The organism is Nocardia ignorata NBRC 108230 (assembly GCF_001612905.1).
GTDB classification, from domain to species: Bacteria; Actinomycetota; Actinomycetes; order Mycobacteriales; family Mycobacteriaceae; genus Nocardia; species Nocardia ignorata.
On record NZ_BDBI01000035.1, the window covers coordinates 21198 to 47052 of the forward strand.

Consider the following 25855-nt stretch of genomic DNA (forward strand, 5'->3'; position numbering starts at 1 on the left):
AGGTTGCGCATTGTGTGAGGACGATGAGCTCGTTGTCGGCGAGCCAGCGCTGTTGCCGGGCACCGATCGGAAGCGCGTCGGTGAGCTCGACACCATCGATGGCGCACTGCACCGACTCGACGACGTGAAGCCGGTCAGTTCACACTGGTCGCTTCACCGGGGAGGTCGATCTCGAAGCTTGCGCCGAGCCACTTGTGCACACCACACCTCGACCGGCTTGGTCAGCTCGTCGAATACGAGAGGCTGTCGAGGAGACAGCGTGGATCGTGGGCCAGTTGTGGGTCGACGCGTCGGTTGTATGAGGTTGATCAGGGATGGGCTGTCGGGGGCGCATGATGGGTGGCGGAGGTGATGGGATGACATTGCCCGAGGTCGGGGCCGAATCCGAAGACGGGGAGGGTGCGGTCGACTATCGGTTCACGCTCGCCAACGAGCGGACATTTCTGGCCTGGATCAGGACCGCACTCGGCCTGCTCGCCGGCGGCGTCGCGGTGCACACCCTCGTTCAGCCACCGCGATTGGCGGGGTTCGCCGGTGTGATCACGCTGGCCTGTCTGGTGATGTCACTGGCCGTCGCGGTGGGCGCGTATCGGCATTGGCGTCGGGTGAATCGCGCGATGCTGGCGGGTGGGCCGTTGCCGGGCACGGCGCTGGTGCCGGTGCTGTCGGTCGGCGTCGCGGTGATCGCCGTCCTCGTCTGTGTGGCGGTCGTACTGTCGTGACCGCGCCGACCCTTGCCATGGAACGCACCGCGCTCGCGTGGCGGCGCACCGCCCTCGGCGCTGCTGTCTGTGCGCTGCTCTTCGCGCACGAGGCGACCACCGAGGACGGCTTGTGGATCGTTTTTCCCTGCGCCGCCGCCACCGCGGCCGTGCTGCTCGCCGGTCTGGGCTGGTATCGCGGTCGGTCACTCGGCCGGGGCCGCTCGGCGGGCGGACACCGGCTGGTGTCGATCACCACCCTCGTGGTCACGTTGGTCGTCCTCATCGCCGTAGCCGAGGTCCTGCTCGGCGGCCGATACGCATCATGACGCCGATCGAACAACCGCCCAGTCGGCCGCAGGAACTCGGCTACGGGTACCGAGCAGGCAATTAGAGTCGACTCTCATGACCGCAGGATTACCGGACCAGCCCCTCACCGCGTTGCGGGATCGCCTGCGCACCGCACTGAAGCCCGCGATGAAAGCCAGGGATCGCAGCGCGGTCTCGGCGCTGCGATCAGCCCTGGCCGCGATCGACAATGCCGAGGCGGTCGACGTCGGCGACGCGAAAGCCGGTGCGTTGGAAGACAGTGCCGTCGGCCTCGGCGCCGCCGAAGCCCGCCGCCGGGAACTCACCGAGGACGATATCGTCGAGATCGTCCGCCACGAGATCAACGAAAGACGCATCACCGCAGGGGAATACGACCGCCTCGGTGCGGTGGACCAGCGCGACCAGGTGACCGCGGAAGCCGACGTGCTGAGCGCCTTCCTCTGACGACCGGCCCGCGTGGGTCAGTTTCCGGTATTGCTCGGCAATGTCCGGAGGTAGCGGCGGGCGAACCAGTGCTGCAGCAGGCGCGCGACCGGCCCGCCCAGGCGGGTGTACCACGCGGCGGGTGTCGAAAACGCGGTGACCAGCCCGTACACCGTGTCGTCGGCCGGCTCGTATTCGACCGCGAACAACTCCTCGCCCCGTTCGGGATGCCCGGGCAACGTGCCGTAGGCGAACCCGCGGCGGTTCGGTTCGTCGAGCACGTAGACCACCCGGCACGGCGCATTGATGCCGAGCGGCCCGGCGCCGAGACGGACCGTCAATTCGGTCCCCTCCCTGGCGGTTTCGGAATCGGCGCGCTGAAAGATGCCGACTCCCTTCTGCATTCCGAAGGCGAGGATGTGAGTCCCCGCCCGATCGAACAGCTCGCGACCCCGCCCTATCGGCCGCCGGAGCCGGAACCGGTGGTAACCGGCAGGCAGCGTGGTCGCGCGGGTGGCGCCGACGTCGGGATAGGTGAAGGGCGTTGATTCTGCGGGCACAGTATCGATTGTGGCCGGTATTCCCTGCGGCTCCGTGCCGGCTCGTCGAGGTCACAGTGCCGGTTTCAGCGGCTCGAGGCGTACCGGGACTTCGTGCAGCAGTCCTAAGGGGTCGATGTATTCGCGTCGGCTGTGGATGCTGGATTCGCGGCGAACACCCCAGTGCAGGCATGCCGGTACCGGGCAGCTTTCGTGTCCGGCAACCAGGGTGCCGATCGGGGTGCCGCGACTGATCCGGGCTCCCACTTCGACCTGCGCCTGCACGGGTTCGTAGGTGGTGCGCAGGCCGCCCTCGTGGTCGATCGACACCACAGGTTTCCCGGCGACCGTGCCCGCGAAGACGACGATTCCGTCGCCCGCCGCCAGAACCGATTGACCTTCGGCGCCTGCCAGGTCGACCCCGCGATGGCCCGGCAACCAATTGCGCTCCGGTTTGTCGAAAGGCCGTTCCACCGTCGGTCGTGGACGCAGCGGCCAGCCGAACGGTCCGGTTTCCACCGCCCCGACCGGCGCCGCCCCACCCGCGACCACCGTCAGCACGAGGACAGCGCCCGAGATCCACGCGTACGGACGAACCCGGCTCGCCATCGTCGAGCGCCTCAGCGATGGGGCCGCGGCGCAGGCACGGGCTGCGGCACCAGCACGCGCACGAGTTCGCGCAACGCGGCAGGCAGGTCGGCCGCCGAACCGCTCCCGGCGCGCACCCGAATCTCGAGCTCCGGCGCGGAACCCCGATCCTTCTCCGGCCGGGCCCGCTGCCGGGCAGGCGCCGCCGATCCGAGATCGTGCACGGTCACCCGCACCGGAACCGGCGCCGGAACCAGCGACCCCTTCGGCATCTCCCCGGGTCGCAGCATCGGCGCCTTGCCACAGGAACCGGGTCGCCGCACCGGCACCCGCTCGCCGCCGTCGACCGGACCTTCGACACCGTCACACCCCGCCGGAATCCCGGCACCAACGCCTCCCTCAGCGCCCGCCGTGGCACACGGGCTGCCGGCAGCGTCGACCCCGGTAGGCCGTGGCGCGATTGCCCCCGGCACCACGATCACAACGACGGGCCCAGGCGCCGCTCTCTCATCAGGCGGTGGCGGTGCGGCAGGGATCGAGCCCGGTGCCGCCGCCCGAGATCGTGGGGAAACGACCTCCCCGTCACCCGGTGGCTGCGCGAGGACCGCGCACACCGGGGCTGGATGACCGGCCGCCGGCGCCGCTACACCCACCGCGCAGAGGAGAGGAAAGGTGGTGATCAGGACGCGCGTCAATGTGTTCATGGCACAACTGTCGGCCCCGCGATCCCCGAGCGGGACAACGATTTCCCGATTGTGGACAACTTCGGCACATGTGGATATCGCGCACTTCACCACGGAAATGCCCGGTCGGCGAGCAGGCTCGATTTCGGCCCTGGCCCGTCGCCGCGTAGACTGAACGAGCGGTTTGTGCTCAGCAGCAACACGTGTGCACGGCACGGACCGACTTCGCGCGCCACCCGTGCTCGTCCATCCGGTCGTCGCTCGCAACGCAGACGGTCCGCGAGGGCATGTCAGCGCGAGTTCTCCAGCGGATGAACAGTGAAATCGCCGGCTGGTCCCGATCACGTCGATCGGGTCCGGTGGTTTCGGTGGCGCCAGGGCAGTCGATCGCCGATCGGCTGCGTCAACCGGCAACGAAAGAGGGTACGGGAGCTATGGCTGTCGTAACTATGAAGCAGCTGCTCGACAGCGGCGCGCACTTCGGGCACCAGACTCGTCGGTGGAACCCGAAGATGAAGCGGTTCATCTTCACCGACCGCAACGGCATCTACATCATCGACCTGCAGCAGACGCTGACCTACATCGACAAGGCCTACGAGTTCGTCAAGGAGACCGTCGCCCACGGTGGCACCGTTCTCTTCGTCGGCACCAAGAAGCAGGCCCAGGAGTCGATCGCGGCCGAGGCGACTCGCGTCGGTATGCCCTACGTCAACCAGCGCTGGCTGGGTGGCATGCTCACCAACTTCTCGACCGTCCACAAGCGCCTGCAGCGCCTGAAGGAGCTCGAGGCCATGGAGCAGACCGGTGGCTTCGAGGGTCGCACCAAGAAGGAAATCCTCATGCTCACGCGTGAGATGACCAAGCTGGATCGCACCCTCGGTGGTATCCGCGACATGGCCAAGGTGCCCTCGGCCATCTGGGTCGTCGACACCAACAAGGAGCACATCGCCGTCGGTGAGGCTCGCAAGCTGAACATCCCGGTCATCGCGATCCTGGACACCAACTGCGATCCCGACCTGGTCGACTACCCGATCCCGGGTAACGACGACGCGATCCGTTCCGCCGCTCTGCTCACCAAGGTCGTCGCCTCCGCGGTGGCCGAGGGCGTGCAGGCCCGCGCGGGCCGCGCTTCCGGCGATTCGAAGCCCGAAGCCGGCGCAGGCGAGCCCCTCGCCGAGTGGGAGCAGGAGCTGCTGGCTCAGGCGACCCCGGCCGCTGAAGCCCCCGCCGCCGAGGCCCCGGCCGCCGAGACCCCGGCCGAAGCCGCTGCCGAGGTGAAGGCCGACCCGGCCCAGCACACCCCGGCTGACTTCTGAGCTGATCGGTAGCTCTACGTTCACCTTGCCGGCCCTTCTGAGTTCAGAAGCGGTCGGCAAGGTGGTGTTAACACCCAAGCACCCCACACACGAGGAGGCTCGCCCCCGATGGCGAACTACACCGCTGCTGATGTGAAGCGGCTCCGGGAGCTCACCGGCTCCGGCATGATGGACTGCAAGAACGCGCTGGCCGAGTCCGACGGCGACTTCGACAAGGCCGTCGAGGTCCTGCGCATCAAGGGCGCCAAGGATGTCGGTAAGCGCGCCGAGCGCGCCACCGCCGAGGGTCTGGTCATCGCCAAGGACGGCGTCATGATCGAGATCAACTCCGAGACCGACTTCGTCGCCAAGAACGCCGAGTTCCAGGAGCTGGCCGACGCGATCGTCACCGCGGCCGCCGCTGCCAAGCCGGCCGATCTGGACGCCCTCAAGGCGCTGAAGCTGGACAACAGCACCGTCGACGAGGCCGTGCAGGCGCTGGCCGCCAAGATCGGCGAGAAGCTGGAACTGCGTCGCGTCGTGTCCTTCGACGGCCCGGTCGCCACCTACCTGCACAAGCGTGCCTCGGACCTGCCGCCCGCCGTCGGCGTGCTGGTCGAGTACGAGGGTGAAGGCGACGCCGCCGCCGAGGCCGCTCGCGCCGCGGGCATGCAGGTCGCCGCGCTCAAGGCCAAGTACCTGACCCGCGACGAGGTGCCCGCCGAGACCGTCGAGAACGAGCGCCGCATCGCCGAGCAGACCGCGCGCGAAGAGGGCAAGCCCGACGCCGCACTGCCGAAGATCGTCGAAGGCCGCGTCAACGGCTTCTTCAAGGACGTCGTCCTGCTCGAGCAGGCCGCCGTCACCGACTCCAAGAAGACCGTCAAGGCCCTTCTGGAGGACGCGGGCGTGACCGTGAAGCGTTTCGCGCGCTTCGAGGTCGGCCAGGCCTGATCAGGCCATCCGACGCCCCCGATGCGCTCAGCATCGGGGGCGTTTTGCCGTGCGCCGCCGACGCGCGGACCGACCCGGCGCGGGCCGCGCGCGAGGGGGTCTTGTGTGGTGGCGGTAACCGGATAAGGCAGGATGGATGCCGCTCTGCCTTGCTGTGCGGCCTGCTCCGCGCGCCCGCAGTTCGAACCGATCTCACCTCGCCGAAGGAGACGAACACCCATGACCGACCCGGGTAACGACCGCCCTGGATATCGCCGGGTGCTGCTGAAGCTGGGTGGGGAGATGTTCGGTGGCGGTGGTGTCGGGCTCGATCCCGATGTCGTGCAGACCGTGGCCGAGCAGATCGCCGAGATCGTCGAGACCGGCGTCCAGGTGGCCGTGGTGATCGGTGGCGGCAACTTCTTCCGCGGCGCCGAGCTCGAGGAGCGCGGCATGGAACGTGCCCGCTCCGACTACATGGGCATGCTCGGCACCGTGATGAACAGCCTTGCGCTACAAGACTTCCTGCAGCAGCAGGGGGTGGATACGCGCGTGCAGACCGCCATCACGATGGGCCAGGTCGCCGAGCCGTACCTCCCGCTGCGCGCCAAGCGGCACCTGGAGAAGGGTCGCGTGGTGATCTTCGGTGCGGGCATGGGCATGCCCTACTTCTCCACCGACACGACCGCGGCCCAGCGTGCGCTCGAGATCGGCGCCGACGTGGTGCTGATGGCCAAGGCGGTCGACGGCGTGTTCGACGCAGACCCCCGCGTGGAGAAGAACGCGAGCATGTATACCGAGATCACGTACAAGGAAGTACTCGAAAAGGGCCTGAAGGTGGCCGATGCCACGTGCTTCAGCCTGTGCATGGACAACCAAATGCCGATTCTGGTGTTCAATTTGTTGACCAAGGGCAATATTGCCCGTGCGGTAGCCGGTGAACACATCGGCACCTTGGTTCGGTCCTGACCCCGCACTCGCGGACGATGACGATGACGACGCTGTGGAGGAACCGGTCGTGATTGATGAAGCGCTCTTCGATGCCGAGGAGAAAATGGAGAAGGCCGTCTCGGTAGCGAAGGACGATCTGGGCAGCATCCGCACCGGGCGCGCCAACCCGGGCATGTTCACCCGGGTCCTGGTCGACTACTACGGCACGCCGACGCCGATCACCCAGATGTCCAGCATCTCCGTGCCGGAGCCGCGCATGGTGGTGATCAAGCCCTACGAGCAGAGCCAGCTCGGTCCGATCGAGAACGCCATCCGCAACTCCGATCTCGGCGTGAACCCCACCAACAACGGTGACATCCTGCGCATCACGGTCCCGCAGCTCACCGAGGAGCGGCGCCGCGAGATGGTCAAGATGGCCAAGGGCAAGGGCGAGGACGCCAAGGTCTCGATCCGCAACGTCCGTCGCAAGGCGATGGAAGAACTCGGCCGGATCCAGAAGGATGGTGAAGCGGGCGAGGACGAGGTCGGGCGCGCCGAGAAGGAGCTCGACAAGACCACCGCCAAGTACGTGGGCCAGATCGACGAGCTGGTCAAGCACAAGGAAGCCGAACTGCTCGAGGTCTGAGCGCAGATCTCGCCAGTCCCGCTCGTGCGGGGGATGAACGGAACGACGAGTTGAGCGACGGGACAATCGTGGCCGAAGACGCCGCCGCCACAGGTGCGGCACCGGAACCGGAATCGCCGCCGGACACGGTCGAGCCGACCGGCGCGGCCGTGGCAGGGGACGAACCCGGCGCGGCCGTGCCGCAGGAACAGCCGAAGGCTCCGGCATCGCGGGCGGGTCGCAACCTGCCCGCGGCGCTGGCGGTCGGCTTGGGCCTCGGGTTGTCGCTGATCGCGATCCTGTTGTTCGTCCCGAAGGTGTTCATCGGCGTCGCCGGTGTGGGTGTCGGCGTGGCCATGTGGGAGGTCACCAAGCGGCTGCGCGAGGCCGACGTCCTGGTACCGCGCATCCCGTTGCTCGTCGGCGGGCAGGCGGTGTTCTGGCTCGGCTGGCCGTGGGGTGCGAGCGGGGTGCTCGGCGCGTTCGCCGCGACCGCGCTGACCTGCATGGTCTGGCGCCTGTTCGATCACGGCCTGAGTACCGCGCCACGGAACTTCCTGCGCGACACCGCGATCGCGATCTTCACGCTGTCCTGGATCCCGCTGCTCGCGGCGTTCTCGACGCTGCTGCTGCTCGAACCCGACGGCAACCTGCGGGTGCTCACATTCATGATCCTCGTCGTCTGCTCCGATGTCGGCGGTTACGTCGCAGGCGTGCTGTTCGGCAGGCATCCGATGGTGCCCGCGATCAGTCCGAAGAAGTCGTGGGAAGGGTTTTGCGGTTCGCTGGTGTTCAGCGTGATCGGTGGTCTGCTCACCGTCACGCTGCTGCTCGAGGCCAACTCGATGATCGGTGTGGTGCTCGGCGTCGGCCTGGTGGTCGTGGCGACCCTCGGCGACCTGATCGAGTCGCAGATCAAGCGCGAACTCGGCATCAAGGACATGGGCACGTTGCTGCCCGGGCACGGCGGGATCATGGACCGGCTCGACTCGATGCTGCCCTCGGCGTTCGTGTCGTGGCTGGTGCTCAGCGCGTTGGTCTGAGGTGCTCAGGGTTGCCGGGCGGCATGGCGCAACTGCAGGATGCGGATGCCGCCGACCAGCCCCATCACCAGTGCGCCGAGGATCACCGACAGCAGCACCATGATTCCCAGCGGTAGCGAGAAGCTCCAGAACAGCAGCGTCACCTGCACCTTGTCGAGGTTCTGCAGGATGAAGATCAGCAGAATGATCCCGAAGATCGCGGCAGCCAGCAGCGCCATCCATGTGTAGCCGGTGCGAGACCGCACCAGCGCGTCCGGCTTCGGTCGCTTGAGGGGTGCGTGCTTCGCAGGCGCATGCTCGGGTTCTCGGCCGGCGGTGGGCTCGGCCTCAGGCTCGCGCGCCGGTGGCGTGCCTGATTCTGCGTTCGTGGACATACTTCGATCATGGCCGACCGCTATCACCGCTGCACGCATCTTCTCGATAACGGCGCCCGGCGTGGCGGCCCGGTCGCGGCGTTTGGGACAATGGAGGAATTATGGCCACCTCCCTGCCTCTCGTGTTCGATGCCCCGCGTCGCGGTATGCCGCCGCGCCACCTCGCCGACCTCGACGCGGACGAGCGCAAGGCCGCGGTGCAGGAGCTGGGCCTGCCGAAGTTCCGTGCCGATCAGCTGGCGCGCCAGTACTACGGCCGCCTGCAGTCCGATCCGGCGCAGATGACCGATCTGCCCGCCGACGTGCGCGAGAAGGTCGGCGAGACGCTGTTCCCGCCCCTGCTCGACGTGGTGCGTCACCTGGCCTGCGACGAGGGCGACACCCGCAAGACGCTCTGGCGCGCACACGACGGCACTCTGCTCGAGAGCGTGCTCATGCGCTACCCCGACCGCAATACGTTGTGCATCTCCAGCCAGGCGGGCTGCGGCATGGCGTGCCCGTTCTGTGCGACCGGGCAGGCGGGGCTCACCCGTAATCTGTCGACCGCCGAGATCGTCGACCAGGTGCGGGCCGCGGCTGCCGCCCTGCGCGACGGCGAGGTGCACGGCGGGCCGGGCCGGTTGTCCAACATCGTGTTCATGGGCATGGGTGAGCCGCTGGCCAACTACAAGCGCGTGGTGAACGCGGTGCGCCGCATCACCGCCCCCGCCCCCGACGGTCTGGGCATCTCGCAACGTTCGGTGACGGTGTCGACCGTCGGGCTGGCGCCCGCCATTCGCAAGCTGGCCGACGAGGACATGTCGGTGCGGCTCGCCGTCTCCCTGCACACCCCTGACGACGAACTGCGCGACACCCTGGTCCCGGTGAACAACCGCTGGCCCATCTCCGAGGTCCTCGACGCCGCCCGCTACTACGCCGACAAGTCGGGCCGCCGTGTCTCCATCGAATACGCCCTGATCCGCGATGTGAACGACCAGCCGTGGCGCGCCGACATGCTCGGCAAGAAACTCCACAAGGCCCTCGGCCCCCTGGTCCACGTGAACCTGATCCCCCTCAACCCGACCCCGGGCAGCGAGTGGGACGCCAGCCCGAAGCCGGTCGAGAAGGAGTTCGTACGCCGCGTGATCGCCCAGGGTGTGTCCTGCACAGTGCGCGATACCCGCGGCCAGGAGATCGCCGCGGCCTGCGGTCAGTTGGCGGCCGAGGGCTGATTTTGAAACTGTTGCGGCCCAGGCGTTATCGTCGCGGGACCGCAACGATGCGCCGGTCCGAGATCGTTGACTATGGCGCGCGAAACAGCCTCTGTCACAGTCACTGTCGAGCTCGAGGCGGGTAATGCCTCGCTGATGACGCTCGGGAAGATGCTGGGGCCGACCGGTGTCCCACCGTTCGAGGTCAAACGGAAATACGATGCGGCGACGGCGGATCGGCGCGGGGAGATCATCCCTGCAGTCATCACTATCGATGCCCGCAAACGGTGGACCATGCGGCTCAAGACGCCGCCGACTGCCTCTCTCATCCGGGCCGCGCTCGGGCGGGCGGGTTCGCCGCAACCGGGGCACAAGGCGGTCGGGGCGCTCAGTCGCGATCAGCTGCGCCGCATCGCGATTCGCAAGTTGCCCGACCTCAACACCACCGATGTCGACGCGGCGATGCGCATCGTGGCGGGTACGGCGCGGTCGATGGGTGTGCGGGTCGAAGAGTGACCCGGACCCCGATGGCGTGGTGTGGCCTGCACTAAGTTGGGCCGGTAATCGATCGGTTCGACAACGGGGGATCATGCTTGCGACGGGGGACGTTTTCGCCGGATACGCGATCGAACGGCAGCTCGGTCGTGGCGGGATGGGTTCGGTGTACCTGGCCAGGCATCCTCGGCTGCCGCGCCAGACCGCGCTCAAACTGCTGAATCCGGAATTGTTCGCGGACAACGAGATCCGGGCCAGGTTCGAGCGGGAGGCAGATCTGGCCGCGCAGCTCGAACACCCGAATATCGTCACCGTGTACGACCGGGGCGTCGACGACGGGCGGCTGTGGATCAGCATGCAGTTCGTCGACGGTGTCGACGCCGCCGCCATCGAGCATCCTGTTCCCGCTAGCCGAGCCCTGCACATCATCGAGGGCACCGCCGCCGCACTCGACCACGCGCACGGCAACGGCGTGCTGCATCGCGACGTGAAACCGGCCGATATCCTGCTGGCCGCCGCGAACGGCCCGGAGCGCGTGCTGCTCACCGATTTCGGTATCGCCCGTCCCCGCGACGACGTTCACCACCTCACCCAAACCGGAACCTTTACCGCCACCCTCGCTTTCGCGTCTCCCGAACAGCTCACCGGTGCGCCGCTCGACCATCGCGCCGACCAGTACTCCCTCGCCTGCACGCTGTACTCGTTGCTCACGGGAGAAGCTCCGTACGAGGCGGCGAATCCGGTGCTGGTCATTCAAGGTCACCTGCAATCCCCACCGCCCTCGGTACGCAGGTGCCGACCGGACCTCCCCGCCGCGCTGGACGCGGTCCTGGCGCGGGCGCTGGCCAAGCGCCCGGCGGACCGCTTCGATTCGTGTGCGGAATTCGCGTCCGCCGCCCGCCGTGCTCTCACCGGGACGGGCGGGCAACCGACGGTATTCGCATCCCCTGTGCACCAGCAGTATTCACGCCCGTCGATGCCCGCGCCGCCGCCCCCGCGACCGGCGCCGGTTCATTCCGCTCGCCCCGTTCCGGCCCGGCGCGGGCGTGGCGTCGTTCCGCTGATTCTGCTGACGGTGTTCGCCGCGATCGCAGGTGCGTCGTATTGGGTGTGGCAGGACGACAGCACCTGGGTGTCGCAGATTCTCAATCGTTCCCGTGCCCATCGCGACATCGCCGCGATGTCGGCGGCGTTCCCGCAGATGCTGCCGCCCGGTGAAGCCGATGGAACATCGCTGTCGAACCCCTACCTCACCGGAGTCGGTGCTGGTGGCCGGCGCTGTGAGGCCTATGTCAATACGACCACGCGCGGCGAACTCCAGTGGGAACTGACATTTCAAAAGGCGCATGCCAAATGGTCCTGCAAACCCGCCGACATCAACGCGACCAGATTCGCCTTCTACGCATTCCCCTCCGAGGAGTCGGCGAAAACGGCGGTCGCCCGATTCGAGCGCGAGACCAAAGATGTGGGCAGCGGATCGTCCGGCACACGCATCGACGACCACCGGGCGAGCTTCTTCATGGACCAGTACGGCAGAGACAGCTACAACATGACCGTGGTCGTCTCCACATTCACTGACCCGGGCCGAGAACGCTGGGTATTCCTGTTCTCCCGGGATTCGGACGTGCTGGCCGAGGACCTGCCCGAACTGCTGAAAGAACTGACCACCTTCCCGATGAGCTAGTGGACGCCCGCGACGGCACGAACACCGTTTTGGTAGGGTCCAGCGCGTCGGACGACGAGCGAGATTCGGGGGTCAGAGTGGTTTCTGACGGGACGGTATTCGCCGGATACACGATCGACCGGCAGCTGGGTCGCGGCGGGATGGGTTCGGTGTACCTGGCCAGGCATCCTCGGCTGCCGCGGTGGACCGCGCTGAAACTGCTGAATCAGGAGCTGTTCTCCGACGCCGAGATTCGGGCCAGGTTCGAGCGGGAAGCCGACCTGGTCGCCCAGCTCGACCACCCCAATATCGTGACGGTGTTCGACCGTGGTGTGGAGAACGACCAGCTGTGGATCAGCATGCAATACGTCGACGGGATCGATGCGTCGATGCTCGATCCGGCGACGCTGCCACCGGATCGGGCGTTGCAGATCATCCGGGAGACCGCCGCCGCCCTTGACTTCGCGCACCGCGCGGGCGTGCTGCACCGCGATGTGAAACCGGCCAATATCCTGCTGGCCAGGTCCAACAGCCAGGAGCGGGTGTATCTCACCGACTTCGGCATCGCGCGTCTGCGCGACGATTCTGGTCATCTCACCGAGACCGGCTCGTTCACCGCGACGCTGGCCTACGCGGCACCCGAGCAGCTCACCGGTGTCCCGCTCGACCATCGCGCCGACCAGTATTCGCTGGCCTGCACGCTCTACACCCTGCTCACCGGCACCGCACCGTTCGAGGCGCCCAGCCCGGCCGCCGTCATCACCGGGCACCTGCAGTCGCCGCCACCGCCGGTGAGCCCGCGCCGGGCCGGGCTGCCGCCGAATCTGGATGCCGTGATGGCGCGGGCACTGGCCAAGCGACCAGCCGACCGGTTCTCCTCTTGCGAGGAGTTCGTCGAGGCCGCCCAGCGGGCCATGCGTACGGGGACCACTGGTGCCCGCCCGATCGCACGCCCGCCGTCCGGGGCGCACGCTCAGCCGTTCATGGGGATGCAGCCGATGCGGCCGGTGAACACCTCCGGTGCCGCGATCCCGGTCGCACCGGTCCCGCCGATGGCGCCTCGACCGGCGACCCCCGCCGCCTGGGCCCAGCCCGCGATGCGCGCGCCCATGCCGCCACCGCCGCCCGCGCGCGGCGGTTGGGGGTCGATGTTCGGGGTGCTGCTGGTGGTGTTCGCCATCGTGATCGGCATCGCCGTGCTCATCGCCGTGCTGACCAACCTGTGATCGGCGCGCCGGCCTGTTCGGCGCGTGCCATATTCTGATCCGAATGAGCGACTTCGACGTCACCGCCGCCGACTCCATCGACCTCGCCCGGTTACGTCGGTTCGTCGCCGTGGCCGAGGAACTGCATTTCGCCCGCGCCGCGAAGGCGCTGCGGATTCCGCGTCAAGCCTTGAGCGCCACCGTGATCGAGCTCGAGGGCGAACTCGGCACGCGGCTGTTCGTGCCAGGTGCGTCGCCGACCCAGCTGTCCGAGGACGGCGCGACCCTGCTCGAACACGCGCGGGAGCTGATCCGCGCCGACGAGCAGGCACAGCGCGAGCAGAAGCCGGAGGGGCCCGCGAGCCTGCGCGTCGGTTTCGTGCCGGGGGTGACGGTGTCGAAGTGGGCGCGCGTGTGGGGCGAGCGGCTGCCCGACCACCCCCTCGAGGTGCTCGGGGTCGCGCAAAGCGAGCAGGAGAGCGCGCTGCGCGAGGGCCGGGTGGACCTGTGCTTCGTGCGGTTGCCGATGGACCGGTCCGGAATGAACGCGATCCCGCTGTGGGAGGAGACGCCGGTCGCGGTCGTACAGAAGGACGACGCGCTGTCGCTGCTCGATGTGGTGAGCCCGGCCGATCTGGCCGACGAACAGCACCACGACAGCGGCGATCTGGATCGGGCCGCGGACGCCCTGGCGATGGTCGCCGCCGTCGGGGGAGTGACGATCGTGCCGCAGTCGATCGCCCGACTGCACCATCGGCGCGACCTGGTGTACCGCCCGATCAGCGACACCGAGTTCACCCGGATCGCGCTGGCCTGGCCCGCCGACGGCGATTCGGAACTGGTCGAGGAATTCGTCGGCATTGTGCGCGGCCGCTCGGCCAACAGTTCACGCGGCGCGGAACCGGCCAGGCCCGCGCCCGAGCGTGCGCCGAAGAAGCAGGCGCCGAAGAAGCAGGCCACGCAGCGCAAACCTGCCAAGGCCGGCCGCAAGCCGGGCGCGCGACGCGGCCGCTGACACGACAATGCCTGCGGCGCGATCGAATCGCGGCCGCAGGCATCGGTGCGGGTGTCTACCTCGGGATGCGCTTGGTGAGCGAATCGAGGACGAGGACCGCCGCGAGCAGACCGGCGAACCCGATGAGGAAGATGTCCTCGACGTGGCCCTGGTGGTTACCGATGGTCATGCCGAGCAGCGCGATCACGACGAACCAGCCGGCGATGCGGAAGGTCTTGGGCGACTCGCCGCTCCAGCCCCACGCTGCCGAGGGCACCTCGGCGGGGTCGACGCTGGTGGCGACGGCGCGCTCGGTGCTGGCTTTTTCGAGGTCCGTGGCGGCCACGATCGCTCCTTAGGGCTCGAGTTCTGGTTGGGCGAGTGTGCATATCGTGGCATACGACCGTTCGTCGTAGCCAGCAGCCCTGCCACAATGGGCCCGTGTCCCACCACGCACCCCGTGCCGCGCACGGCAATACGACGTCGACCGACCGGGTGAAGGTGCTGCTCCTGGGCAGTACCGGTTCGATCGGCACCCAGGCGCTCGAGGTGATCGCCGCCAACCCGGACCGCTTCGAAGTGGTCGGGTTGGCCGCGCGCGGCGGCAATCCCGCGCTGCTCGCCGAGCAGATGGCCGCCACCGGCACCCGCAATGTCGCCGTGGCCGATCCCGCCGCCGCCCGGCAACTCGATCTCGACCTCGGCGGGCCGGGCGCGGTGACCGAACTCGTGCGCCGCACCGAGGCCGACGTGGTGCTCAACGCCCTGGTCGGTTCGCTCGGTCTGGAACCGACGCTGGCCACCCTCGAGTCGGGCACCCGGTTGGCGCTGGCGAACAAGGAGTCCCTCGTCGCGGGCGGTTCGCTGGTCACCCGGGCGGCCGCACCCGGCCAGATCGTCCCCGTCGACTCCGAACACTCAGCCCTCGCCCAATGCCTGCGCGGCGGTCGCGCCGAGGAAGTCGACCGGTTGGTGCTCACGGCCTCCGGCGGCCCGTTCCGCGGCTGGACCACCGAGATGCTCGAATCGGTGAATCCCGACGAGGCGAAAACGCATCCGACCTGGTCGATGGGCCCGATGAACACCCTGAACTCGGCCTCGCTGGTGAACAAGGGCCTGGAACTGATCGAGACCCACCTGCTGTTCGGGGTGCCCTACGACCGCATCGATGTCACCGTGCACCCGCAGTCGATCGTGCATTCGCTCGTCACGTTCACCGACGGTTCCACCCTGGCCCAGGCGAGCCCACCGGATATGAAGCTGCCCATAGCCTTGGCGCTCGGCTGGCCCGACCGCCTCCCCGGCGCGGCCACGCCCTGCGATTTCGGTACGGCGTCGACCTGGACGTTCGAGCCCGTCGACGACGCGGTCTTCCCCGCTGTACGTCTGGCAAGGCGAGCCGGTGAGGCGGGCGGCAGCGTCACCGCCGTCTACAACGCCGCCAACGAAGTCGCGGTCTCGGCCTTCCTGGACGGCGCCATCAGCTTCCCTGCCATCGTGCGCACCGTTACCCGCGCGGTCGAGGCCGCGGACCGCTGGCGTGCCGAACCCGATACCCTGGACGACGTCCTCGCGGCCGACCGCTGGGCCAGGGAGTTCGCCGCCGAGGCTATCGCCGGCGCACCGACGCCCTGACCCGACCGAATCAACGGGACCCCCACCGCGGCGCCGGCCGCAAAAGATGGAGCCGAAGAAAGGGCCAGATGGTATTCGCGTTCGGGTTTGCCCTGTTCGCCGTCGGTATCACGATCTCGATCGCGTTGCACGAATGCGGGCACATGTGGGCCGCACAGGCGACCGGCATGAAGGTACGCCGCTACTTCATCGGTTTCGGGCCCCGTATCTTCTCGTTCCGTCGTGGCGAGACCGAATACGGCCTCAAGGCGCTGCCGCTCGGCGGCTTCTGCGATATCGCGGGCATGACGGCCCTGGACGAGCTGGAGCCCGAAGAGGTGGACCGGGCGATGTACCGCCAGTCCACCTGGAAGCGGCTGGTGGTGATGTTCGGTGGCATCGCCATGAACTTCCTGCTCGGCTTCATTCTGCTGGTGGTGCTCGCGGTGGGCTGGGGTCTGCCGCAGCTCGAGCAGCCGCCCGCCACCGCGCTCGGCACCATGAGCTGTGTCGCCCAGGAGACACCGGACAAGAAGCTCGCACCGTGCACCGGTGACGGTCCGGCTCAGCGCGCCGGTCTACAGCGCGGCGACGTGGTGAAGGCGGTCAACGGCGTCGAGGTGACCACCTGGGCACAGTTCCAGGCCGAAACCCAGAAGCAGACCGGCACGTTCACCTACACCATCGAACGCGACGGCGACACCCTCACCGTGCCCGTGACCCCCGAGCGGGTGATGCGTTCGCCCAAGGAGGGTCCGGCCCGCGAGGTGTCCGCGGTCGGTGTGGGCCCCGATTACGCCGAACCGCAGCAGTACGACGTGGTCGAGGCGATTCCGGCGACCATCGTGTTCACCGGCGACTTCTTCGTCGAGACGGTGAAGTCCCTGGCCAAGATGCCGCAGAAGGTGTCGGCGCTGTGGGAGGCCGTCACCGGCGGCGAGCGCGACCCGGAGACCCCGGTCAGCGTCTACGGCGCGAGCCGGATCGGTGGCGAGACCGCCGAGCGTGGCTTGTGGGGCATGTTCATCCTGGTACTGGCCAGCCTGAACTTCTTCCTCGGCGCGTTCAACCTGCTGCCGTTGCTCCCGCTCGACGGTGGGCACATCGCGGTGGTGCTCTACGAGAAGGTGCGCGATGTGGTGCGTTCCTGGCGCGGTAAGGCCCCCGCGGGCCCGGTCGACTATCTGAAACTGCTCCCCGTGACGTATGTGGCCGTCGTGATCGGCGGTGCGTTCATGCTGCTCACTCTGGCCGCCGACATCGTCAACCCGATTCGCCTACCCTGATCCGCGTACGCCCGCTGTCGCGCCCCTCACAGGGTGCGGTGCGGGCGTGCGCGACTAAGCTCGGAAGCAATCAGCCCAGGTCGATTCGAGATCCGTAGGAAAGAAGGCAGCCGACCGTGACCAGCACTATCGGATTGGGGATGCCCGCCGCTCCCGCTGCTGTTCTCGCACCACGGCGCAAGACCCGTCAGCTCATGGTCGGCAATGTCGGCGTGGGCAGTGACCATCCCATCTCGGTGCAGTCGATGACGACCACCAAGACCCACGACGTGAACGCCACCCTCCAGCAGATCGCCGAACTCACCGCCTCGGGCTGCGACATCGTGCGCGTGGCGTGTCCCAGGCAGGAAGACGCCGACGCCCTGGCGACCATCGCCAAGAAGTCACAGATCCCGGTGATCGCCGACATCCACTTCCAGCCCCGCTACATCTTCGCCGCCATCGACGCGGGCTGCGCCGCGGTGCGGGTGAACCCGGGCAACATCAAGGAATTCGACGGTCGCGTCGGCGAGGTCGCCAAAGCCGCGGGCGCGGCGGGCATCCCGATCCGCATCGGCGTGAACGCCGGTTCGCTGGACAAGCGGATGATGGAGAAGTACGGCAAGGCCACCCCCGAGGCGCTGGTCGAGTCGGCGCTGTGGGAGGCGAGCCTGTTCGAGGACCACGGCTTCGGTGACATCAAGATCTCGGTCAAGCACAACGACCCGGTCGTGATGGTCGAGGCCTACCGTCAGCTCGCCGCGCGCAGCGACTACCCGCTGCACCTCGGCGTCACCGAGGCGGGCCCGGCGTTCCAGGGCACCATCAAGTCGGCGGTCGCGTTCGGCGCCCTGCTCAGCGAGGGAATCGGTGACACGATCCGCGTCTCGCTGTCGGCGCCACCCGCCGAAGAGGTGAAGGTCGGCGGCCAGATCCTGCAGTCGCTGAACCTGCGTCCGCGCAAGCTCGAGATCGTGTCGTGCCCGTCGTGTGGACGCGCCCAGGTGGATGTGTACAGCCTGGCCGACGCCGTCGCGGCCGGTCTCGACGGCCTCGAGGTGCCGTTGCGCGTGGCCGTGATGGGTTGCGTGGTGAACGGGCCGGGCGAGGCGCGCGAAGCCGATCTCGGAGTGGCCTCCGGCAACGGCAAGGGCCAGATCTTCGTCAAGGGCGAGGTCATCAAGACCGTGCCGGAAGCGCAGATCGTGGAGACTCTGATCGAGGAGGCGATGCGGATCGCCGAGGAGATGGGCACCGAGCCGGGTGCGCAGCCGGTGGTCACCGCGGGCTGATCCCTCACGGTCCGGCGACGGATTCACCTCGACCCGTACCACTGCGCACGCTTTCGTGGCAGGCTGGTGCCGTGCGGAGTCTGCTGGAGCCGACGCGACGGTCCAAGGCCACCCCCGCGCGTCCGGTGACCGTGCGGGACCTGGCCGAGGTGCTACGGGTCCTCGACGCCGATCCGGTCGCCTCGTGCATGATCGCGGCCCGTGTCCAGGAATTCGGGCTCGACACCCGTTCCGGTGTGGGTGAGTTGTGGAGTCGCGGCGGCCCGGCCGACTCCCTCTGCTTCTCCGGTGCGAACCTGGTTCCGCTGCGCGGCGATCAGCAGGCCCTTCGCGCGTTCGCCGATCGGGCGACCAGGTGGCCGCGCGTGTGTTCCTCCGTGGTCGGCAGGCAGGAGTTGGCGCTGCCGCTGTGGGAGATGCTGGCGCCGAGTTGGGGACCGGCGAGGGAGTTACGCGCCGACCAGCCGCTGCTCGCCCTGGCCCAACCGGCCCTCGCCCGCCCGGACAGCGCGGTGCGACGAGTGCGGCCCGACGAGATCGACCGCTACCTCACCGCCGCGATCTCCATGTTCATCGAGGAGGTCGGCGTCGACCCGCGCGCGGGCGACGGTGGTCGCGGCTACCGCCGCCGCATCAAGAGCCTCATCGAATCCGGCCGGGCCTGGGCACGTTTCGACGACGGCGAAGTGGTGTACAAGGCCGAGATCGGGTCGTTGTCGCGGCGCACCGGCCAGATCCAGGGCGTGTGGGTGCATCCCGAGCATCGCGGTGCCGGGGTGGGGACGGCGGGAACGGCCGCCGTCGCGAATGCCGTTGTGTCGACAGGTCGTACGGCCAGTCTGTACGTGAACGACTACAACCAGATCGCCCGACGAGCTTACAGCCGTGTGGGTTTCCGTCAGATCGCCACCTTCGCGACCGTCCTCGTCGATTAGTTTTCCGCCGCTGACCCGGCGTTGTTGCGTCGTCGGCGCCCGGTTCGCCGTTACCATCTGTGCCGATGAGGACTCGGATTTTCACCACCTGTGCGGTGTTCGCGCTCGCGCTCTCCTCGGGCGCGTGTTCGACGGGTCCGCAGGGACCGGTGCCCGCCGCCCAGGACTTCGCCGAGGCCTTGGCCGACCGCGATCTGGTCACCGCGGGTGGTCTCACGACCTCACCCGAGAAGGCCACGGCCGCACTCACTTCCACCTGGGACGCGCTGCAGGCCGAGAAGCTCACCGTCCGTACCGGCGACGCGCGCGTGCAGGGCGACACCGCCACCGTCGACTACACCTACGAGTGGACACTGCCCAAGGGCCGCCACTGGACCTATTCGGGTGAACTGCAGATGGGCCGCAGCGACGGCCGCTGGCTGGTGCGCTGGACCGCCACCGACATCCACCCCAAGCTCGGCGACACCCAAAGCCTGGAGTTACGAACCCAACCCGCGCCGCGCGCGCGGGTCAACGAGTCGGCGGGCAGCGACGTGCTCGTGCCGGGCAAGGTGTCACGGGTACGGTTCACGGTCGCCGACGCCCCGGATCCCGACCGGGTCGCGGGGGCCCTGGCCGCCGCGCTGAGCCGCATCGATCCGGTGGCCTACACCCCGCAAGCCATTCTGTCGGCCGCGCGCAAAGCCGATGGGGCGTACACGGTCGTCCTGCTCAGCGAGTACGAGGCCGAGACTCTCGGCGGTCACCTGATCGGTCTGCCCGGGGTGACGCTCACCCAGGAGTGGGACATGGTGCCCACCGATCGCAAGTTCGCCCCCGACCTGCTCACCCAGGTGCGCAAGACCGTGATCGCCGAGGTCGACGGCAAGGCGGGCTGGAGCGTGGTCACCCGCAACGCCAACGGCGCGGATCTCGATGTGCTGTACGAGGTCCCGGCCCAGCCCGCACCGTCGTTCGCGCTCAGTATCGACCGTTTCGTGCAGAATTCGGCGCAGCACGCGGTCGACCTGCGCACCGAGCAGACGATGATGGTGGTGATCAGGCCCTCCACCGGCGCGATTCTCGCAGTGGCCCAGAACAAGGCCGCCGACCGCGACGGCCCCGTGGCCACGAGCGGTCAGTACCCGCCCGGCTCGATCTTCAAGACGGTCACGGCGTCGGCGGCGATGGCGGCGGGTATCGCGACGCCCGAGACGGTGCTGCCCTGCCCGAGCCGGACAACCATCGGCGAGCGGACGATTCCCAACTACAACCTGTTCACGGTGGGTGATGTGCCGATGGCCACCGCCTACGAACGCTCCTGCAACACCACCTTCGCGCGGCTGGCCAGCCGGCTCGAACCCGACGCGCTCACCGAGGCCGCCGCCCGCCTCGGCATCGGCCAGGACTACCGGGTGGCCGGGCTGCCGACGCTGTCGGGGTCGGTGCCGCCCGCCGACGGGCTGGTCCAGCGCGCCGAGGATGGCATCGGCCAGGGCCGGGTGGTGACGAGCCCGTTCGGGATGGCACTGATGGCCGCGGCGGTGGCGCACGGGTCGGCGCCGGTGCCGTATCTGATCGCGGGCAGGCCCACCGAGATCGTCGGTGAGCGGCCCGAACTCGCGCCCGAGGTGGTGGAGGGGCTGCGCGAGATGATGCGGATGGTCGTCACCGGCGGCACCGCCGAACGCATCCGCGATCAGGGCGAGGTGTACGGCAAGACCGGGGAGGCGGAGGTCGACGGCGGATCGCACTCGTGGTTCGTCGGCTACCGCGGCGACATGGCCTTCGCGACATTGCTGGTCAAGGGTGGCAGTTCCGACAACGCGGTCGCCGTCACCCGTGACATGTTCGCGGCGCTGCCGCCCGGTTACTGAGCGCGATACGGCGGGACGACGTAGGCGTCTTTGTCGGTGTGCTCGACCGCGTCGCGGTGGACCACTTCATAGCCGGGAGCCGGTTTGGGCGGCGCGGATTGGACTCGGGCGTCGAGCAGATCGATGGCCATGGCACCACCGAGAATCATTCCGGCGGTGGTCAAAATCAGGGTGGAACGGCTCATATTCGTCTCCCTCGTCCAGGGTTTCGACGTGTTCCGAATGGGAGAACCGTAGAACGCGGAAGCGCTCGGCAACAGGCGGCGGCAGTAAGCGACACACAATTGTTGCCATATGTGCGGGCGTGTTCGAACGTAATCGCTATGCGACCGTGACGATCCGCCGTCGCGATCGAACGCGCTGCTCAGCGGGTACGTGCAAATGAAATTGCATTGTCACGCACGTTGCAGGGTCGCGCTCAGATGATGTTGCAGTGATTCGCCGACGGCGGCCATCCGCAGCGTGTACTCGATGGTGTCTCCGGTCACATGGAAGGAACGGCCTACCGCCGTCACCGATTTCGCCGACCCGCTCAACCCGATATTCGTCGAATTCAATTCGAGCCGAATTCCGTCGACGGTTTCGGTGAGTGTTCCCTCGCAGATCTCGGTGATTCCGGTGGGATGGGCGAGCACCAGTTCGACCTTGCCGGGTGCGGGGGCGCGCAGATAGCCCGTCTCCGCGTGCAGCGGGCGGCCGTCGTCGGCGGCCTTGGTCCGCTGCCGGTAGGTCAGGAACGGGCGGCCCAGATGGCCGAAGGTGATCTCCTCGACGTAGTCGAAGGGATCGATGGTCGGGTACTCACCGTGACCTCGCCCGCGCCAGGTACCGAGCAGCGGTGCCAGGGCGGCGACGGCGGGATGCGGGGCGATGGGCGCGCTTGGTTCGACCACGCGCGACAGCCTAGACCTGCCACCACAGCCATGTTCACGGCACACCGTCACACGGGTCGGGATAAGGTCAGCGTCGCCTGAACGCCGTCCGGCGGAGGTCGAAAGGAATGAACGTTGAACGGACATGTGAGGGGCACCCGCCGGGTGCTGTCCGGGCCGGTGCGCGGCGCGGTTCTCGGCGCGGTGCTCCTGGTCGCTGCCGCGTGCTCGGGCACCGATCCGGCGGGCGACGGTGTCGCCGCCCTCGACGGCAACCGGTACAGCCAAACCGATCTGGCCGCCAGCTCCGACTCCTATCACGCCCAATTCACCATCTCCGAGATGGTCGACGCCTGGGGTCTGGCGACCCGGCCCAAGGGCGCGGGTGGACATTTCTGGGTGGGCGCGGGTGGAAAGTCGTTCCAGTTCCTCGGGGATGTCAGCGAGTCGACGGATCCGGCACTGCAGAAACTCACCAGGGACCAGTTCGAATCCGTCGCGATTCCCGGCACCGATGCCGATCCGTCCGACAAGTCGGCGGGCAAGACGACCGGTGTGGTGTTCAACCCGGCCCCGATCAATTCCGATCTGTTCGTGGTGCGCGACCAATGGGTCGATCTGAACGGAATGCCGGTCCCGCTCGGCGGTTCGGCGCGGTTCATCGTCGGCACGGACTCCGGCAGGATCAACGCCTGGACCGAGCAGGCCCCCGACGGAGCTGTCATCCGCCGCAACGGCGGCGCCAACCAGGTTTTCGACGGTTCGGCCCAGGGCATGTCGTTCTTCGGGCTCGCGCTCGCACCCTCCGGTGACAAACTGCTGGCCGCCGACTTCGGTGCCGACCCGCAGATCCGCACCTTCGACAAGTTCTGGCAGCCGGTGGCGACCACCGGCTTCGCCAACCCGTTCGCCACCGGCAAGCCCATCGACCCCGCCAGTCCGGAGAAGGGCAACAAGGCCGTTCCCGGCGACCCGGCGCCGTTCAACATCACCACGGTCGGCAGCCGGGTGTTCGTCTCCTACGCCGTGACCAAGGCCGACAAGAAGGATCCCGAGGCCTTCGACAAGGGTGAGGAGGTCTCGCTCGACGCCAAGGCCGACGAAGCGGCAGGCGGTACCCCGGACAAGGGCAAGGTCGCCGAATTCGACGCCGCGGGCAAGCTGGTGCGCATCATCGACGACGGCGGGCGCCTCAACGCACCGTGGGCGGTGACGATCGCGCCGTCGAACTTCGGTGCGCTCTCGGGCAAGTTGCTGATCGGCAACTCCGGTGGCCTCGGCCGGGTCCTCGCTTTCGACGACACCACCGGGACCTTTGTCGACTACCTGCGCGACAGCGGCGGCGAGCCGGTGCAGATCGAGGGGTTGTGGGCGCTGATGTTCGGCAACGGTGAGAGCGCCGGCGACGCCGACGCGCTGTACTTCACCGCGGGCCCACGTGAGGAGAAAGACGGTCTGTTCGGCAGTCTGCGCGCGCTGTAGCGCGGCGGGCACACGCCAGGCGAACAGGACAACCTGGATGTCCGCAGGCCTGTTCGCTTCCGTCTTGCATCGTGATAGGGGACAGTGGTGGCGGAGTGTTTGCCGGGGTGGCCGAGCCGGAGGTGTCAGATGACGGTGATGCGCTGTGAGACGCGGTTTTCGGTAGACCGGACCAGGTTGCCCGGGCGTGAGCTGATGCTCGCCGCGTTCCGTGGACTGGCCGATGGCTACCACCCGGTGCTGCACGCGGCGGCCGAGCTCGCCGTGCTGCACCAGGTGCGCGATCGCACGCCGACCTTCGAGGCGCCCGGAATCGACCGTCGCCGGGCGCAGCTGATGCGCGCGATCGACCGCTGGGTGATCCTGGCCGCCCCGCTGCCCTCGGCCACCGCGGCCGAGCACTGCGAAACCCTCGGCATGCTCGTCGACCGGCTCGCCGCGCACAGCGTGCGGCTGTTCGTCACCATGGCCGACGCCACCGACGCGCAGTTCTACGACGAGTGGGCCCGGCTCGACGACCTCGCCGAGAGCTACCAGCGCCTGATCGACGATCTGTGGGCCGGTTCCCGCTGTCTTCCCTCGGTCGTTTACTGACCGGTGCCCCCGGAATTGTTGGCTCGGTAGAAGTTTCGTACGACGTACCATTTGTTGTGCGCACAGACGAGGAGCAGGCGCAGACCTGCGAGTGGTCCCGCGAGGTGTACGCCGAACCGCGACCCGCTGCCGCGGTGTCGACCGTGCTGCCGATCCGTCCCCGCTCGGATTCGGTCGACGGCACACCGCTGTTCTGTCTCGCCGGTGAAGCGGGCCTGGCTTGGCCGTTCGCCTGCCTGCTCGCCGACCTCGAGCCGGAGGTACCCGTCTACGGGCTGCAGACGCTTGTCGACCTGCCGACGATCGGCGACTACGCGCAGCACTTCCTGCCCGAGATCCGCCGGATCGCTCCGCAGGGGCCGTATCGGTTGCTCGGATGGTCGGCGGGCGGCCTCGTCGCGCAGGAGATGGCGGTGCGGCTGGGGGAGGACAACCAGGATGTCCGGGTTGTCCTCCTGGGCACGGATGCCGGTGCCGGACCCCTGTCACCGACGGCGCCGGGCAAATTCGTCGAGCGGCTCATCGGCGTCGCGGACAACGAATCCCGTCCGCACAACCATGAAATGGGCATTGACACGTCAGCGGCCGAATTGGCCGACAGGCTGGCGGGCACGATCGCCATGACGGGCGACGAATTGCGGCACCTGATCGATCACTCCGACGCGGTCGCACGCGCAGCGTCGACCCACCGCCCACAAAGCCTGCCCGGCGAACTCGTCCTGGTCGTCCCCGAGCGCGATCGACCCGATGCGGCTGCCGCGGTGGAGGACTGGCGTCGCCTGGTGACGGGCAACGTGACGGCCCATGCGGTCGACGCGACCCTCGACGACCTCCTCGCACCCGAGGTCCTCGCCCGGATCGCCGGCCTGCTCAGCCCATGAGGAGCGGTTACCGCGCCCGATCCACCCCGGCCGCGATCTCGTCGCGTGCCCGCTGAATCAGCGCGGCGGAATCACGTGGGCTCAGTGCCATGGCCCGCAACTGGTCGAAGATCACGCCGAATCGGCGGATCTCCGAATGACCTTCGACCAGGTCGTGCACGGACATGCTCTCCACGTACACCAGTTCGGGGTCGACCGGATTGCGGAAGTCGAGCAGCGTGAACGATCCGGCCATGCCGGGATGCGCGCCCGCCTCGAACGGCAGGACCTGCAGAATCACGTTCTTGCGCTTGGTCTCCTCCAGCAGCCGGTCGAGCTGGCCGACCATGGTCACCGGACCGCCGACCACCCGGCGGATGGCGGCCTCGTCCATCACCACCCACAGCTCGAGCGGATCGTCCTTCGTCAGGTTCACCGCGCGGTCCATGCGCGCCTTGGCCCGGCTCTCCATCACGGAGGCATCGAGGCGCGGCATCGACGTATCGATCACCGCCGCCGCGTATTCGAAGGTCTGCAAAAGGCCGGGCACAGTGGAGGTCTGGTACTGGCGTGCCGAAAGTGCTTCCGCCTCGAAGTTGATGTAGGTGGCGTAGACATCGGACAACGCGCCTTCGTACGCATGTGACATACCCGGTTTGAGCGCGTCGCTGAGCAGGCTCATGGCCTCCTCGCGCATTTTCTCGCTCACCTGGCACAGGTCGAGCATCGCGCTGAGCGTGCGCCGCTGCGGGCGCGCCTGCGCCATTTCGATGCGGTACAGCGTTGTCACGTTGATGCCGGTGCGCGCGCTCACGTCCTCTTTGCTGAGCCCGGCGGATTCGCGCAGCTCACGGAGCATCGCGGCGAGCCTGCGAAGCCGGACGGTGAGTGTGGTTCGCTTGCCTGCCATGGGTGCCCCTTCGCCTGTGGCGCGTCACGTGAATCGCATTATTGCGCTGCTCGTCCATGCTGTCACGGGTTCGGGAAAGAATGCCGGTCGGCCTGTTCGCTTGTGGTCAAGTGACCCGCGGTTCTGTCAGGGCGGCTTTACTGCAGGAGTGACAACGCAATCTT

At 68.0% G+C, this 25855-nt stretch carries 29 protein-coding genes; 21 read left to right on the forward strand and 8 right to left on the reverse strand.

Annotated elements, in window-relative coordinates; translation table 11 throughout:
- The first annotated feature begins 356 nt into the window (after window positions 1-356).
- The 3 genes from NI2_RS26820 (at window position 357) to NI2_RS26830 (ending at window position 1475) form a co-directional block, all read left to right on the forward strand.
- Window positions 357-722 (forward strand): YidH family protein, encoded by a 366-nt coding sequence (locus tag NI2_RS26820; protein ID WP_067496240.1) that lies wholly within the window; start codon window positions 357-359, stop codon window positions 720-722.
- Entirely contained in the window at window positions 719-1030 is a 312-nt protein-coding gene (locus NI2_RS26825) for a DUF202 domain-containing protein (RefSeq protein ID WP_243749704.1), read from the forward strand. The genes NI2_RS26820 and NI2_RS26825 overlap by 4 nt, the downstream gene beginning before the upstream one ends.
- Before the next feature lie 76 nt (window positions 1031-1106).
- On the forward strand, window positions 1107-1475 hold the full coding sequence (locus tag NI2_RS26830) for a GatB/YqeY domain-containing protein (protein ID WP_067496246.1): 369 nt from the start codon (window positions 1107-1109) through the stop codon (window positions 1473-1475).
- A gap of 17 nt (window positions 1476-1492) precedes the next feature.
- Here the strand turns inward: NI2_RS26830 and NI2_RS26835 are convergent, their stop codons facing one another.
- The 3 genes from NI2_RS26835 to NI2_RS26845 are packed head-to-tail and all read right to left on the reverse strand — an operon-like array spanning window position 1493 to window position 2871.
- A complete protein-coding gene (locus NI2_RS26835; protein WP_166655748.1) occupies window positions 1493-2023 on the reverse strand; it encodes a DUF1990 domain-containing protein in 531 nt (176 codons plus the stop codon).
- A 42-nt stretch (window positions 2024-2065) separates the two neighbouring features.
- Window positions 2066-2602 carry a M23 family metallopeptidase gene (locus tag NI2_RS26840; protein ID WP_067496252.1) on the reverse strand — a complete coding sequence of 179 codons (537 nt, stop codon included), beginning with the start codon at window positions 2600-2602 and terminating at the stop codon, window positions 2066-2068.
- 11 nt (window positions 2603-2613) lie between these two features.
- Window positions 2614-2871: a hypothetical protein gene (locus tag NI2_RS26845; protein WP_133733798.1), complete on the reverse strand. Its 258-nt coding sequence runs from the start codon at window positions 2869-2871 to the stop codon at window positions 2614-2616.
- A gap of 827 nt (window positions 2872-3698) precedes the next feature.
- Here NI2_RS26845 and rpsB point away from each other — a divergent pair.
- The 5 genes from rpsB (at window position 3699) to NI2_RS26870 (ending at window position 8090) form a co-directional block, all read left to right on the forward strand.
- Complete coding sequence (gene rpsB / locus NI2_RS26850) at window positions 3699-4580, forward strand: 30S ribosomal protein S2 (protein WP_067496258.1); 882 nt, start codon at window positions 3699-3701, stop codon at window positions 4578-4580.
- 108 nt (window positions 4581-4688) lie between these two features.
- Window positions 4689-5513, forward strand: a complete 825-nt coding sequence (tsf, locus tag NI2_RS26855; RefSeq protein WP_067496261.1) for a translation elongation factor Ts — start codon at window positions 4689-4691, stop codon at window positions 5511-5513.
- A 219-nt stretch (window positions 5514-5732) separates the two neighbouring features.
- On the forward strand, window positions 5733-6461 hold the full coding sequence (gene pyrH, locus NI2_RS26860; protein ID WP_067496264.1) for a UMP kinase: 729 nt from the start codon (window positions 5733-5735) through the stop codon (window positions 6459-6461).
- 49 nt (window positions 6462-6510) lie between these two features.
- A complete protein-coding gene (frr, locus tag NI2_RS26865) occupies window positions 6511-7068 on the forward strand; it encodes a ribosome recycling factor (protein ID WP_067496444.1) in 558 nt (185 codons plus the stop codon).
- A gap of 149 nt (window positions 7069-7217) precedes the next feature.
- Window positions 7218-8090, forward strand: a complete 873-nt coding sequence (locus NI2_RS26870) for a phosphatidate cytidylyltransferase (protein ID WP_067496448.1) — start codon at window positions 7218-7220, stop codon at window positions 8088-8090.
- 5 nt (window positions 8091-8095) lie between these two features.
- Here NI2_RS26870 and NI2_RS26875 read toward each other — a convergent pair whose 3' ends face one another.
- Complete coding sequence (locus NI2_RS26875) at window positions 8096-8503, reverse strand: LapA family protein (RefSeq protein ID WP_243749703.1); 408 nt, start codon at window positions 8501-8503, stop codon at window positions 8096-8098.
- 62 nt (window positions 8504-8565) lie between these two features.
- On the opposite strand from NI2_RS26875, the gene rlmN reads away from it, so the two are divergent.
- The 5 genes from rlmN to NI2_RS26900 all read left to right on the forward strand — a co-directional run bounded on the left by rlmN (window position 8566) and on the right by NI2_RS26900 (window position 14032).
- Complete coding sequence (gene rlmN / locus NI2_RS26880) at window positions 8566-9675, forward strand: dual-specificity RNA methyltransferase RlmN (RefSeq protein ID WP_067496270.1); 1110 nt, start codon at window positions 8566-8568, stop codon at window positions 9673-9675.
- Window positions 9676-9747: 72 nt separating this feature from the next.
- Entirely contained in the window at window positions 9748-10170 is a 423-nt protein-coding gene (locus NI2_RS26885; protein ID WP_067496273.1) for an uL11 family ribosomal protein, read from the forward strand.
- A gap of 73 nt (window positions 10171-10243) precedes the next feature.
- Complete coding sequence (locus NI2_RS33285) at window positions 10244-11833, forward strand: serine/threonine-protein kinase (protein WP_084476868.1); 1590 nt, start codon at window positions 10244-10246, stop codon at window positions 11831-11833.
- Between the two features lie 77 nt (window positions 11834-11910).
- Window positions 11911-13038 (forward strand): serine/threonine-protein kinase, encoded by a 1128-nt coding sequence (locus NI2_RS26895; protein WP_084476875.1) that lies wholly within the window; start codon window positions 11911-11913, stop codon window positions 13036-13038.
- Window positions 13039-13081: 43 nt separating this feature from the next.
- Window positions 13082-14032 carry a LysR family transcriptional regulator gene (locus tag NI2_RS26900; protein WP_067496276.1) on the forward strand — a complete coding sequence of 317 codons (951 nt, stop codon included), beginning with the start codon at window positions 13082-13084 and terminating at the stop codon, window positions 14030-14032.
- A 55-nt stretch (window positions 14033-14087) separates the two neighbouring features.
- Here the strand turns inward: NI2_RS26900 and NI2_RS26905 are convergent, their stop codons facing one another.
- On the reverse strand, window positions 14088-14357 hold the full coding sequence (locus tag NI2_RS26905) for a DUF2631 domain-containing protein (protein WP_067496279.1): 270 nt from the start codon (window positions 14355-14357) through the stop codon (window positions 14088-14090).
- A gap of 95 nt (window positions 14358-14452) precedes the next feature.
- Here NI2_RS26905 and dxr point away from each other — a divergent pair, with 95 nt between their 5' ends.
- The 5 genes from dxr to NI2_RS26930 all read left to right on the forward strand — a co-directional run bounded on the left by dxr (window position 14453) and on the right by NI2_RS26930 (window position 20973).
- The gene (gene dxr / locus NI2_RS26910) at window positions 14453-15646 is read left to right on the forward strand and encodes a 1-deoxy-D-xylulose-5-phosphate reductoisomerase (RefSeq protein ID WP_243749702.1); all 1194 of its coding nucleotides are present in this window, start codon (window positions 14453-14455) and stop codon (window positions 15644-15646) included.
- A gap of 68 nt (window positions 15647-15714) precedes the next feature.
- Window positions 15715-16911 carry a M50 family metallopeptidase gene (locus NI2_RS26915; RefSeq protein WP_067496282.1) on the forward strand — a complete coding sequence of 399 codons (1197 nt, stop codon included), beginning with the start codon at window positions 15715-15717 and terminating at the stop codon, window positions 16909-16911.
- A 116-nt stretch (window positions 16912-17027) separates the two neighbouring features.
- Window positions 17028-18182 carry a flavodoxin-dependent (E)-4-hydroxy-3-methylbut-2-enyl-diphosphate synthase gene (gene ispG / locus NI2_RS26920; protein ID WP_067496286.1) on the forward strand — a complete coding sequence of 385 codons (1155 nt, stop codon included), beginning with the start codon at window positions 17028-17030 and terminating at the stop codon, window positions 18180-18182.
- 80 nt (window positions 18183-18262) lie between these two features.
- Window positions 18263-19117: a GNAT family N-acetyltransferase gene (locus tag NI2_RS26925; RefSeq protein WP_247607075.1), complete on the forward strand. Its 855-nt coding sequence runs from the start codon at window positions 18263-18265 to the stop codon at window positions 19115-19117.
- Between the two features lie 65 nt (window positions 19118-19182).
- Window positions 19183-20973, forward strand: coding sequence for a penicillin-binding transpeptidase domain-containing protein (locus NI2_RS26930; RefSeq protein ID WP_067496289.1), 1791 nt, complete (start codon window positions 19183-19185; stop codon window positions 20971-20973).
- Here the strand turns inward: NI2_RS26930 and NI2_RS26935 are convergent.
- Window positions 20967-21158, reverse strand: coding sequence for a hypothetical protein (locus NI2_RS26935; RefSeq protein WP_067496292.1), 192 nt, complete (start codon window positions 21156-21158; stop codon window positions 20967-20969). The two genes, NI2_RS26930 and NI2_RS26935, sit on opposite strands and share 7 nt — an antisense overlap.
- Window positions 21159-21368: 210 nt before the next feature.
- Window positions 21369-21866, reverse strand: a complete 498-nt coding sequence (locus NI2_RS26940) for a peroxynitrite isomerase (protein ID WP_067496295.1) — start codon at window positions 21864-21866, stop codon at window positions 21369-21371.
- A gap of 114 nt (window positions 21867-21980) precedes the next feature.
- Between NI2_RS26940 and NI2_RS26945 the strand changes: the two genes are divergently transcribed.
- The 3 genes from NI2_RS26945 (at window position 21981) to NI2_RS26955 (ending at window position 24802) form a co-directional block, all read left to right on the forward strand.
- Complete coding sequence (locus tag NI2_RS26945) at window positions 21981-23327, forward strand: TIGR03118 family protein (RefSeq protein ID WP_243749701.1); 1347 nt, start codon at window positions 21981-21983, stop codon at window positions 23325-23327.
- Window positions 23328-23456: 129 nt separating this feature from the next.
- Window positions 23457-23921, forward strand: a complete 465-nt coding sequence (locus tag NI2_RS26950; RefSeq protein WP_084476870.1) for a DUF4254 domain-containing protein — start codon at window positions 23457-23459, stop codon at window positions 23919-23921.
- 56 nt (window positions 23922-23977) lie between these two features.
- Complete coding sequence (locus NI2_RS26955; RefSeq protein ID WP_067496303.1) at window positions 23978-24802, forward strand: thioesterase domain-containing protein; 825 nt, start codon at window positions 23978-23980, stop codon at window positions 24800-24802.
- Window positions 24803-24809: 7 nt separating this feature from the next.
- Here NI2_RS26955 and NI2_RS26960 read toward each other — a convergent pair whose 3' ends face one another.
- A complete protein-coding gene (locus NI2_RS26960) occupies window positions 24810-25691 on the reverse strand; it encodes a helix-turn-helix domain-containing protein (protein ID WP_067496306.1) in 882 nt (293 codons plus the stop codon).
- Window positions 25692-25855: the final 164 nt, after the last annotated feature.

Excerpts from the sequence above, each read along its gene's own strand:
- NI2_RS26820 (WP_067496240.1), top strand. The coding sequence starts at position 357 with ATGACATTGCCCGAGGTCGGGGCCGAATCCGAAGACGGGGAGGGTGCG.
- NI2_RS26830 (WP_067496246.1), top strand. The coding sequence starts at position 1,107 with ATGACCGCAGGATTACCGGACCAGCCCCTCACCGCGTTGCGGGATCGC.
- NI2_RS26840 (WP_067496252.1), bottom strand. The coding sequence starts at position 2,602 with ATGGCGAGCCGGGTTCGTCCGTACGCGTGGATCTCGGGCGCTGTCCTC.
- NI2_RS26845 (WP_133733798.1), bottom strand. The coding sequence starts at position 2,871 with ATGCTGCGACCCGGGGAGATGCCGAAGGGGTCGCTGGTTCCGGCGCCG.
- rpsB (WP_067496258.1), top strand. The coding sequence starts at position 3,699 with ATGGCTGTCGTAACTATGAAGCAGCTGCTCGACAGCGGCGCGCACTTC.
- tsf (WP_067496261.1), top strand. The coding sequence starts at position 4,689 with ATGGCGAACTACACCGCTGCTGATGTGAAGCGGCTCCGGGAGCTCACC.
- pyrH (WP_067496264.1), top strand. The coding sequence starts at position 5,733 with ATGACCGACCCGGGTAACGACCGCCCTGGATATCGCCGGGTGCTGCTG.
- NI2_RS26875 (WP_243749703.1), bottom strand. The coding sequence starts at position 8,503 with ATGCGTGCAGCGGTGATAGCGGTCGGCCATGATCGAAGTATGTCCACG.
- rlmN (WP_067496270.1), top strand. The coding sequence starts at position 8,566 with ATGGCCACCTCCCTGCCTCTCGTGTTCGATGCCCCGCGTCGCGGTATG.
- NI2_RS26885 (WP_067496273.1), top strand. The coding sequence starts at position 9,748 with ATGGCGCGCGAAACAGCCTCTGTCACAGTCACTGTCGAGCTCGAGGCG.
- NI2_RS33285 (WP_084476868.1), top strand. The coding sequence starts at position 10,244 with ATGCTTGCGACGGGGGACGTTTTCGCCGGATACGCGATCGAACGGCAG.
- NI2_RS26900 (WP_067496276.1), top strand. The coding sequence starts at position 13,082 with ATGAGCGACTTCGACGTCACCGCCGCCGACTCCATCGACCTCGCCCGG.
- NI2_RS26915 (WP_067496282.1), top strand. The coding sequence starts at position 15,715 with ATGGTATTCGCGTTCGGGTTTGCCCTGTTCGCCGTCGGTATCACGATC.
- NI2_RS26930 (WP_067496289.1), top strand. The coding sequence starts at position 19,183 with ATGAGGACTCGGATTTTCACCACCTGTGCGGTGTTCGCGCTCGCGCTC.
- NI2_RS26935 (WP_067496292.1), bottom strand. The coding sequence starts at position 21,158 with ATGAGCCGTTCCACCCTGATTTTGACCACCGCCGGAATGATTCTCGGT.
- NI2_RS26950 (WP_084476870.1), top strand. The coding sequence starts at position 23,457 with ATGACGGTGATGCGCTGTGAGACGCGGTTTTCGGTAGACCGGACCAGG.
- NI2_RS26960 (WP_067496306.1), bottom strand. The coding sequence starts at position 25,691 with ATGGCAGGCAAGCGAACCACACTCACCGTCCGGCTTCGCAGGCTCGCC.